Genomic DNA, 12063 nt, shown 5'->3' on the forward strand with positions numbered 1-12063 from the left:
TTGACGAAGTCCGCAGAGCGTATGCGGCGGGAAAAAGTTGACTAAAAAAATGACAAAGTTAAAAATTTTTGGTATAACAGTTTTCATGCCAATGTTAATAAATTAATAATTTATTGGTTATTAGTTTTTTTATATTTCTTTATACTTCTTATGTGCAAATATACTGTATGATGCGATATATTTAAATAATTGGCTACTATTTGTACTGATTCTTTAAACTCAAATATACCTTGATTAAAGAGCTTTTTTATTATTGTTTTATTGTACACAGACGGACCAACTTCATCTCGGTCTATTCCTATAATAACTTTTTTTATGCTGTCTAATATAATATCTTCTGATTTATTTTTTTTCTTATCTTTATTATTATTAAGACTGTCTGGAATAAAAATTTTTAGAGTATTAATCAAAGAAATATCAAAATTCCAACTTATAATTAACATACCTATAGGAATTTCAAGTGTGTTTTTTATTATTGTGTAATTTAGCTTGGAACATTCTCCAGTTACTGATTCTACAAAATTATTTTTATAATTAGTTTTATTATTTAAAAGTTCATTTAAAATATTATCATCTCTGTCTGATAAAATGTCGCCTATATTTTTATTTTGCAAATTATTATTAACAATATTGATTATTGATTTTTTATTATTTTCAAATGAATATAAAATTATTTCAGCGTCTTTACCTAAGTAGCTTCCAAGTGATTGAGAAAGAATTTTGTATGTATCTAGTATAGCAAAATCTTCCTGATTATATTTGTAATCGTTCATTGTAAAGCTCGCCTCCATAATATTCCGCTAATATATAATATACTAAATATAATAATTTTTTTTTGTTTTCCAAATTTTTTTAATTAAAATATTTGTTTTATTGTTTTATATGTGTATAATAATACTTATAAGAATAAAAAATAATTATAAAATAGGGTTTTCTAATGGAAATAGATTTAAATAATTATACTTCAATCTCTTTAGATAAAATTAGATATTATAAAGAATTAATATTAAAAGATAAAATAGATATTATTTCTAAAAATGATTATGGCGTTATAAATGTGATACCTTATAATAAGATTGATTTTTTATTTGATGATAGTTTTAATAATAATATTCTATTTAATAATTCTGAATTTTACGTGTATAAATCATATTTGGATATGGTATCATTTTTTGTAGATCCAAATGAATTGAATAATAAAGATTATTTTTATTCGATTTTTACTAATTGTAAAGATTCATCAGATGATATAAGAATTGCTCAAGAAGCTATGCTTGAAGAAATATTATCTATGAATAATTTCAAGAGAGTAGAGGATATTAAGAATTTAATAATAGAATTGGAAATAGAAGAAAACAGAGATAAATTTACTTGTAAAGCTGCTGAGATTCTTGGAAAAATATTAATAAAATTGGGTTTAATGCAAAGAATTAATGTTATAAGTAATATTAATAAAAGTGATAATCATCATAGAAATATATTTGACAGTAAAAATTATAATATAAACTATGAAGAATTAATAAGAAGTGTAGCTGAGAGTGTTTTTGTATTACTAAATAAACCTTATGAAAAAAATGATATGTTTTCTACTACAATAGGTTTTACTGGAAGTAATGTTATAGATCATAGTAATAGGATATTTCTTAATATCATGGAGTTTATGATATTTTATAATAGAAATATTAATATGGGTATACTTTCAAAAATAAGAGCTAAATGGAAAACAGAATATATGTCTTATTATGATAAAGTATCCAAAAAAAATAAATTTTTAAAAGATATTAGTAAATTGGATAATATATTTAAATTAGGAATAAGACAATTTGATAATATAGAAATTGTTAATATGGGTATTTCCGGATTACTCCATGATATTACATTAACTGATATTATAAATTATTTACCTTCAGACAGAGCAAATAATGAACTATATTCTCATTCTATCAAATCTTATAACTATTTAAAATATTCTATCTCTAGTAATCAAGATGTGAATTTGACTGTAGGTCTTCATCATGAATATTATGGCTATGGCTATGGACTTGGTATGACTTTATATGATGCCATGAAAGCGAAAAGACCAAATTTTGAGTATCAATATTTAATAACATTTGATGCTAAAGATATACTCAATTTTTCAGCTTCTGTATACTATCCTGTTAAAATTTTAGAAATATTGGATTTATATGATTTTCTAAAATATAAACATGATATATGCTTTAGTGAAATTGAAACAGATGAGCAGATAACAGATTATATGTATGATAATTTCTTAAAAGATGAGGTTAAAATAGATTATATTTTATTTACAATATTTAAAGCTTATTTATCAGAGATGAAAAAATTTGAGTGAGGTGTTGATGAGATTATTAATTACTTTATTTATTTGTATAGTGCTGATACTTGCTTCATGTTCTAATCAATCTAATGATACCAAACTAAACAATACTTCTGCAAAAGAAAATGTATTGGATATGGTTCAAGTAGATTCTCCAAATTCTTTTCTTCCTTTGGGAATAGGGATTACAGTTGCCCCTCCTGAACATGGACAGAATGCTAAATATTTTATAATTAATAAAGATGTTGCTGAAGTGGATTTTGATTATATGAATAATGCTTATATTTACAGAGCTTCAAAAAATTCAAATAATTTAATTTCATTTTATAGTGATTATACAAACAGCGGAAAAAATTTTATAGAAGATGAATATTCTATAAATGTTGAGTATAATATTACTGCTAATGGTGAGAAGTTTACATTATGGAGAGTAGACGATATTTATTACGCTTTATCAACAAAAACAGAAGATGATAAAGATTTAACTAATCTTTCTGCTTTGTATATCAAGTCTATACATTGGCATAAAAAATAATAATAGTTTAGTAAAAAATAACGTGCATGTAAATTAAAGTTTATATGCACGTTTTTATTTGAATTATATTTTATATTACTAAAAGGAGTATATTATGGCTATTTATGGAGTAGGTGCTGCTGTTGATTGAGTAGATGTTAGTCAGTATTTTATTGATAATAATGCGGCAGGTGGTATTGGCTGGCCTATTAAATATGCACCTGATTTGCATCAATTTATACATTCTTTAAAAGTTGGTGATATTATTTATATAAAATCATTTGCTAAAAAACTCAAATGATAACAATAAAGCTGTTTGTATAGTAATTGATAATGAAATTGTTAAAAATTTTCCTATTGTAGATAGTAAAATAAGAATTGGAAGAAATGTGAAATGGATTGATAAAAAAGCTATTACAATAGAAAATCCTAATAGTAAAAATAATGTTGTAAATAATAGTTTTTATGAAGAATTTAATCTTGAAATTCAAAAAATTATTATAGATAAATTTAAAGTTTGATTAGATATTATTTTTTACTAGATATAGAAATTGATGATTATATTGACATTTATTATTTATACTATTATTATATATTATGTTAAGTAGTATTATATATAAATGAGGCTTTAAATGAAATCTTTTAATAAATTTTTTCTATCAATATTTATATTATTATTATCATGTTCAAATAATGAAAAAGAAATAGAGCAAAGAGAAATAGACAGAGGCGGAGCATTAATAGATAAAATAATATATGAAGTAAGAACCGACATGACAATAGCTATTAAAGATGTGGCAGACGGCAGAGCTGATTTAATGGCAAGCGGTATAGATGGAAGTGTTTATTTATCATTAAGTGAGAATGATTTGGAAAAACTCGATACTTATGCAGTTCCTTCAGGTTCTTGGTCTTTGTTGTTTAATCCAGTACCAAATAAAGCACCTTATACAGTAACAACAAGAGATGGAAAAACTCATTTTAATCCTTTAGCAATAAAAGAAATAAGATTTGCCATGAATTTTTTGATTGATAGAAAAAAACTTGTTGATGAAATTTTAAGAGGAGCAGGTCAGCCTTCATTTACTCAGGCAACTCCAGGTCAGCCGGGTACTTACAGATATAATCTTATACCTTCAAAAATGGGTATGACAGAGAATGGTAATCAGGAAAAAGCTCTTAATGATATAAATAAAGCCATGGAAAAAGCTGCCAATTTACCAGAGAATAGGGGAAAGTTGGTAAAGGAAAATGGCTGGTGGAAATATAATGGTGAAGCAGTAACTATTAAATTTGTTATAAGAGTTGATGATCCTACAGGAAGACTTCCAGCAGGAAATGCCATATCTGATTTAATAGAAAAAACAGGAATAAAAGTTGAAAAATTATTGTATGACAGAAATAAGTCTACACAGGTAGTATATGGATCTGATCCAAAAGATTATGAATGGAATATTATAACAGAGGCTTGGGGAGCAGGTGCTACTCGTGCTTGGTGGGACGTTACATTAAGACAGATGTATGTAAGAGAAGGCAATTATATGCCTGGAGCCAATGTTGCAGAGTTTTGGAATTATGATAATAAAGAGGCTTCAAGAATAAGTGATAAGAATTCAAATGGTTGGTTCTTGACTGCTGATGAATATTGGAATGGCAATATGCGTTTGCAGGAAATAGGTCTTGAAGATGCTGTTAGAATATATTTAAACTCTCAAACTCAATTTTTTGTGGCAAATAAAGAAAGATTTAACAGAAGAATGCTTTATGGTGTAGGCGATGGTATAAATGATTGGTCTATAAGAAGTGCTGATATAAAACCTAACCGTAATGGAGAAAAAGTTCTTAGAGTACTTCAGCATTCTGCACAAGGTTCATTATTTATAAGTCCTTGGGATCCTGTAGGTGTTGGAGGATTTTCTGATGCATATTCTGCCATAATGATAGGGCCTTGTTCTGATGCTGGTGCTTCATTTGAATCACCTTCCACCGCAAAAACAGAATTTATACTTGGTGAAGCTGATACTAATAGTTTAGAAATAGGTGTTATAGCTGGTAATAATGGTATACCTGTAGGTACAATAAAAGTTCCTCAAAATGCTAAAATGTACAATCCTTATACTCAAAAATGGGAAGAAGGATTAACTGTTAAAATGAATGAAAATGGCGAAATGGTTTATAAAAAGTCTGATAATCTTACCGCTTATGTTAAATGTAATTTTAAACCTAAAAGTTTTAAATGGCATCATGGCATACAATCATCTTTAGTTGATTTGATGTATGGAAGTGTATTCATTGCCAATATAATAACTAAAACCAATGAAAATGATAAATATTATGATTCTGCTATGGCTGGAAGATATGCTTCTGCTATGGACAATGCAGTTGGAAGTGTTATAAATGATGACGGAAGTTTTACAATTTATGGAAATTATTACTGGCCTATGGATATGAACAGACAAATAGGAATTGCATCAGTAGGGCCAAAAATAGGAAACCCTAATAGAAATACTGTTATTCCTTTTGAAATAAATGAAGCTATAATGAAGCTTGTGTTAGAGGGTTCTAAGTCTGGTAATGTTTATACTATTTCTCAGGATCAGTCATTAACTTCTATAGATGTTAAAAATCCTACTTGTGTATCTGATATAAAAGAAAAATTAATTGAAATGCGTGATTCTCAATATGTACCTATAGGAATAGAGGAATATATTACAAAAGAAGAAGCGGTAAAAAGATATCAGGCTGCTATTGATTTTATTGATTCTTATGGTCATGCCTATATATCAAATGGGCCTTTCTTTATTTCAAGAATAGATTCAAAGGCTAATTATATAGAATTGACTGCTTTCAAAGATTATGGATATACTGCTGAATATTGGATTGAAAAATTATCTACTAAAATGAGCAGAATAGAAGATATTGATATTCCTGCGATAGCAAACAGAAACAATAATATGAATATAGATATTTATGTTTCTACATACAACTATCCTGATAATGTATTTGAATTGCCTACTGATGATACTAAAGTAAAAGTACTTCTTCAGCTTCAAAATGGAGGCGAAAGGGAATATGATGCTGTTTTACAAGATGATGTATTCAAACTTACTATACCAAAAGAGGAATTATCATCACTTCCGAAGGGTAATTATATTGTTGTTATAGAATCATATATAGCTGATGAAACTCCTTATATAGAAACTAGAAGTTTTGTATTACAATAGGGTGGTATATATATTTTGTAATTTGTATCTTTAAATTTATTATAAATATGTTATTATATTTCGAAATTAAATGGGAGTAGTATTTGATTTATGGAAAATTTAGAAAATAATAATTTGATTAATAATAATCAAGATAATTCAAATAAAAATATAGATTCAACCATTCAAAGAGTAGATAAATCTAAAGAAGCAGAAGAAAATAAAAAATATATATTTAAAGTCGCTGTAGTAGCTTGTGCTATTGTATTTGTACTTCTTGTAGGTGCTGGAATACTTGTTGGATTATTTTTATTCATAAAAGGTAAATCTGATATGGATAAATTGGTTAGAAATTATGAAATATACAGTGAAGAAATATATAATAAAAGATATGGTGATAGAGTTGTAAAAGAAATGGTTAATAATTATTCTGCTGATGTTAATGAAACAGGCAGTGATAATGAAACTCCTTTATTTTATGCTGTTAAAAATAATAATATTAAAGCTGTGAAATTCTTAATAGAAAATAAAGCAGACTCAGAAATAGCTAATAATTCAGGAATTACTCCTCTTGTATTGGCTATAAGTAATAATAATACAAAAATTGCAGAACTTCTTATAAAAGAAGGAAAAGCTAATGTATATGGCAGTTCTTATACAGGAAATGATTTAAATAAATATCCAATGTATTATGCCGTTTCTCAAACTAATAAAACTATGATAAAACTTTTATTAGATAATTCATTTGATTTGAAAAGAGAACCTTCTCTTTTAAGCTATGCTATTGAAAACAGTGATGAGAGTATAGTACGTTATTTAATAGATAATGGAGCAGATATCAATTATAAAAATGCTGATGGAACTACTGTACTTTATAATGCCGTTTTATCGCTTAATCCTGCATTAGTAGATTATTTCTTATCTAAAGGTGCAAAAATAGAAGAAGCAGGTGAAAGTGACCAATATGGTAATATAATAATGGCTGCTGCTGGTTCCAAATTCAATAATACAAGTTCATCTCCTGTAGATTTAGTTCTATTATCAAAGTCATCTACTAATAGTGCTAAGATAATGGGTAATATTATTTCTAATGCTAATAAAACTACTATAAACAGACTTGTTAATGGTAAAAATGCATTAATAATAGCTGCTGGAAATTCTTATATAGATACAGTTAAAGTACTTCTTGAGAATGGTGCTGATATAAATTCTGCAGATAATGATGGTTGGACTTCTTTAATGTATGCTGCAAATAATGGAGATGTTGATCTTGCTAAAGTTTTAATAGAAAATAAAGCAGATATTAATGCTGAAAGTTATGACGGACAGACTCCACTTTTATATGCTATGAATAGTCCTATAGAATCAAGCAGAATAGATATGATAAATCTTTTAGTAGAAAATAAAGCTAATGTTAATGCAGAAGACAGCAGAGGATTAAGCCCTTTAACAATTGCTGTAATGAATAATGATGTTGAACTTACTAAATTATTAATAGCTAATAAAGCTAATCTTTCTATTGTAACTAAAGATGGTGAGAGCTTAATAGAATATGCTATTAACAATGATAATGTTGATTTACTTCAAATATTAGTAGAGGCTGGTGCTGATATAAATTATGCTGGAATATCTAGTTATACTCCATTAATGATAGCAGCTAAAAGCGGTGCTGAAAATATAGCTAGAATTTTATTGACACAGAAAGTGGATATTAATGCTATTGATAAATATGGAAATACAGCTTTACATATAGCATCAGAAAATTCAGAGCTTCCTATTGTTAGAATGCTTTTAGAGAAGAAGCCTAATCTAAATTTACAAAATATTGATGGTGATACTCCTTTACATAAAGCAGTTAATTCCGGTAATATAGATATAGTAAGCGAATTAGTGTTATCAGGTGCAGATGTTCTTGTTAGAAATAATAGAGGTAAATATCCTATAGATATAGCTAGAGATAATAATAATAGTGCTATATTTGAGATCTTAAAAGAATCTGAAGAAAATCAAAATAACAGCAATAATGGCAATACTGATGAATAAAACAATATCTTTATAATTTGACATAAAATAAAAATTACTATACTATCTAAATATAGTTTAAATTTAGGAGCATAATATGCTGGTAACGCACAGCACAGCACAGCACAGCACAGCACAGCACAGCACAGCACAGCACAGCACTAAACTATTTTCTTTTCAATTTTTCGTATATAATATTTATAACATGGAGCTATACTAATGCTTTTTAGTTCCATGATTTTTTTGTGGCTTTTTCTGCCATTAGTTTTTATTTTATATTATGTTTTAGATAAAAGGTACAGAAACTTATTACTGTTAATAGCTAGCATAATATTCTATGCTTGGGGCGGGGTTAGTTATACTTTAATAATGTTTTCTTCTATAGTAATTAATTATTTATTTGCCTTATTAATTGATAAAGCAATAGAAGAAAATAATAAATTAAAAAAGAAAATCTATTTAACTTTATGTATAATAATTAATCTATCAATATTAGGATATTTCAAATATACTGATTTTGCAATATCAATAATTAATTCAATATCAGGAAAAGAGTTAATTTCATTAAAAAATATAGTACTTCCTATAGGAATATCATTTTATACTTTTCAGGCCTTATCTTATGTAGTTGATGTATATAGAGAACAAAATAAGGCACAGAAAAATATAATTAATTTGGCATTATATATATATTTCTTTCCTCAATTGATAGCAGGACCTATAGTAAAATATCATGATATAGACAGTCAAATAATAAATAGAACCGAAAGTTTAGAAAATATTAGTTACGGAATAAAAAGGTTCATTTACGGGCTATCAAAGAAAGTGATATTAGCCAATATGTTTGCTTTATCTTGTGATGAGATATTAAAACAGCCTATAGGAGATATAGGAACAGCATTAGCTTGGGTAGCTGCTGTTCTTTATACTATGCAGATTTATTATGATTTTTCAGGCTATTCAGATATGGCTATAGGTTTAGGTCATATGTTTGGCTTTAAGTTTTTAGAAAACTTTAATTATCCCTATATATCAAAATCAGTTCAGGAGTTCTGGAGGAGATGGCATATATCTTTATCTACTTGGTTTAAGGAGTATCTATATATACCATTAGGCGGTAACAGAAAAGGAAAATATTTTACTTATTTGAATTTATTAATAGTTTTCTTTTCTACAGGTTTATGGCATGGAGCCAGTTTTAATTTTATTCTATGGGGCTTATGGCATGGATTATTTTTGGTTATAGAGCGTGTATTTTTAGGTAAGATATTAGAGCAAAATAAATTTAAGTTTATAAATCATATATATGTCATATTAGTATTTGTACTTGGTTGGGTATTATTCAGAGCGAATGATTTACAACATGCTTTAAATTTGTATAAATTAATGTTTAGTTATAAAGAGAGTATTTACACAGTTAGATATTTCTTCTATCCTCAGACATTAGTATGTTTTATATTTGGTATATTATTTAGCGGATTATTTCAGAGTATATTTCCAAAAATTAAGGAAGTTATATTTTCTAGTAAAGTTTATATATTAGAAAGTGTAATTCAGTTCATACTTTTATTTATTTGTATTATGTATTTAGTAAATGGTACTTATAATCCATTTATCTATTTCAGATTTTAAGAGAGTTATTTATGAAAAATAAAAGTTTATTTAATAAAATATCATTATTCATTAGTATTATTATAATATTGTTAATTTTAGTTTTATCTATATTAGGCTCGTTTAATAGAAAAGCTTACTTATCAGACTTCAAATTAATATCATCTAAAAATAATATTTATACTTATCAGTTTAGGGTTAAATATCATAGTAAGATATTTAGAAATAGTGATATATATGAAGTCTATATAAATTCTAATCAAATAATTAAGTCAAATAGATATATAAGAAAAATTACAATGAATGAATCAGGAAGTCCATTTGGTATATTAGAATCTAATAAGAAAATAGAAGGGAATATTGATAATGTTATTTATACCTTAAAGCCAAAAAAATTAATTTTGTTACTATCTTTATTGTTTATTATTATATTTTTATTATTAGATAGTATAATTTTAGATTTTTTACAGAAACTATCAAAGATTAATTTTAGAAATAGATATGCTTATATATTGATAATATTTTTGTGTTTTTTAATAATGCCTAATATTGTTTATCAAGTTTTTTATGATAAGTTTGACCATATTAATTATGAAAATAGAAAATTTGCAGATAAACCTAAATTAGATATAAAAAAATTAGATAATTATCCAAAATTATATGAAACATATTTTAATGATAATACACCTTTTAGAAATGAATTAGTAAAAATAAAAAGTTTAATTGATATTATTATTTTTAATAATTCAACCAAAAAAGATAGACTGATAGGAAAGAATAAATGGTTGTTTATAAAAGATATGAATGATATGTATATTGGTATGGAATATACATATTTTAATAATAAAGAATTAGAACAAGCAAAAAATAATTTATTACATTTTAGAGATGAACTAAAGAAAAGAAATATTGATTTTATTCTTATGATATGCAATGATAAACAATTTATATATGATGATTATATTCCTGATTACATAAGGAGAAAAACGAATTTAACTGTTACAGATCAATTTGTTGATTATATAAAAAAAGAAACAGATATTCAAATTATTTATACAAAAGATGAATTTCTTAAATATAAAGATGATTATCAGTTATATTATAAATACGATTCTCATTGGAATTATTTAGGAGGATATGTAGCATATACTCAAATATTAAAAAAATTACACAATCCTTTTATACCAATTAATGAAGTTGAGCTAAAAGATATATCATTTAAAGATAAAACATCAGATGGAAATACTGATCAGTATAATGATTTGACTAAAGCTTTTGCTTTATCAAAGAGTAAATATTATAATGATGATATGAGATTAATTGTTTCTGGATATTCATTTGATAATTATAAAAAAATTAATATTATAGACTGGGCAAATTTTACTACAATATCAAAAACAAACTTAGATAACAGATATTTATTTATATTGAGAGATTCATATGGTTCTGCAATGGTTCCGTATATATCTAGTAGTTTTAATATGGTTACTTATGCACATTTTAGAAATTTTAAAATTACTGATTTAAAAAATATATCTCCTAACTTATTTATATTTGAAATAGTAGAAAGAGGATTAAAAAATTATGTTTTGAAAACTATTCCAAATTATAAAATAGAAGAAATAAATAAAGATTTAAAATAAATTCTAATCAATCATATAAATATTTTTATTAATAAAGTATTATGCTATTTATACCGTTAATAATAATAGTACTTTAATTATAAGTTTGAATTATGAAAAAAATAGTATTATTATTAGTTTTTATATTAACTTTAAATCTTTATCCTAAGATAGGTATGAAAGAATCAACTATAGTGGAGAAAAAAGACTATGGTTATATAGTTTATGCTGAGGACTATTATAGACTTTATTCATTACCTTCATATTATGCAGAGTATGATTTACTTAGAAATGTAGATTATCTTGAGCGTGCTTTAGATGCTCCTTTCGATTTTGTAAATAGAGCTTTAACTATTATAACAACAGAAGAAGCTTATACTAGATATAAAGATCTTATGCATATGCAGTTTAATTATCTAATAACACAGAATTATATTTATCTTGCTGGACTTTATGATAAAGAGAACTATTATTTTTATAACTCACAGTTTGATGAGGATATAAAGAAAAGTTTTGAGTATGCTGTGTTTTTTTATAATTTAGCTAAAGAAAGATGGGAGATTACTAAAGAATTAGCATCAAAAGTTATGAAAAATAAAGCTAAATTAGAAATGGATAATTTAATTGATAAAGCTTATAAGATAGCTTTAGGTGAAATAGATTATAATAAAACAGCCGATAGACAATTGAAGCATATAGAAGAAATTTTACAGGAAATGGAAAAATAATTAATATAAATTAAATAGTTTTAGG

General features: G+C 25.5%; 9 protein-coding genes. 8 read left to right on the plus strand and 1 reads right to left on the minus strand.

What is annotated here, in order from left to right:
* Positions 1-110 precede the first annotated feature (110 nt).
* Positions 111-773 (minus strand): helix-turn-helix domain-containing protein, encoded by a 663-nt coding sequence (locus Q0K52_RS07705; protein ID WP_297298168.1) that lies wholly within the window; start codon positions 771-773, stop codon positions 111-113.
* 164 nt (positions 774-937) lie between these two features.
* On the opposite strand from Q0K52_RS07705, the gene Q0K52_RS07710 reads away from it, so the two are divergent.
* From Q0K52_RS07710 to Q0K52_RS07745, 8 genes are all read left to right on the plus strand, one after another.
* Positions 938-2353: a hypothetical protein gene (locus Q0K52_RS07710; RefSeq protein ID WP_297298170.1), complete on the plus strand. Its 1416-nt coding sequence runs from the start codon at positions 938-940 to the stop codon at positions 2351-2353.
* 4 nt (positions 2354-2357) lie between these two features.
* Positions 2358-2873 (plus strand): hypothetical protein, encoded by a 516-nt coding sequence (locus tag Q0K52_RS07715; RefSeq protein ID WP_297298172.1) that lies wholly within the window; start codon positions 2358-2360, stop codon positions 2871-2873.
* A 260-nt stretch (positions 2874-3133) separates the two neighbouring features.
* Positions 3134-3373 (plus strand): hypothetical protein, encoded by a 240-nt coding sequence (locus tag Q0K52_RS07720; protein ID WP_297298174.1) that lies wholly within the window; start codon positions 3134-3136, stop codon positions 3371-3373.
* 111 nt (positions 3374-3484) lie between these two features.
* Positions 3485-6076: an ABC transporter substrate-binding protein gene (locus Q0K52_RS07725; RefSeq protein WP_297298176.1), complete on the plus strand. Its 2592-nt coding sequence runs from the start codon at positions 3485-3487 to the stop codon at positions 6074-6076.
* A 90-nt stretch (positions 6077-6166) separates the two neighbouring features.
* Complete coding sequence (locus tag Q0K52_RS07730; protein ID WP_297298178.1) at positions 6167-8098, plus strand: ankyrin repeat domain-containing protein; 1932 nt, start codon at positions 6167-6169, stop codon at positions 8096-8098.
* Positions 8099-8296: 198 nt separating this feature from the next.
* Positions 8297-9709, plus strand: a complete 1413-nt coding sequence (locus Q0K52_RS07735; RefSeq protein ID WP_297298181.1) for an MBOAT family protein — start codon at positions 8297-8299, stop codon at positions 9707-9709.
* Positions 9710-9720: 11 nt separating this feature from the next.
* The gene (locus tag Q0K52_RS07740) at positions 9721-11331 is read left to right on the plus strand and encodes a hypothetical protein (RefSeq protein WP_297298182.1); all 1611 of its coding nucleotides are present in this window, start codon (positions 9721-9723) and stop codon (positions 11329-11331) included.
* Positions 11332-11423: 92 nt separating this feature from the next.
* Positions 11424-12038 carry a hypothetical protein gene (locus Q0K52_RS07745; protein ID WP_297298185.1) on the plus strand — a complete coding sequence of 205 codons (615 nt, stop codon included), beginning with the start codon at positions 11424-11426 and terminating at the stop codon, positions 12036-12038.
* Positions 12039-12063 lie beyond the last annotated feature (25 nt).

Origin of the sequence: uncultured Brachyspira sp. (assembly GCF_944390845.1) — a bacterium.
Taxonomy (GTDB): Bacteria; Spirochaetota; Brachyspiria; order Brachyspirales; family Brachyspiraceae; genus Brachyspira; species Brachyspira pulli.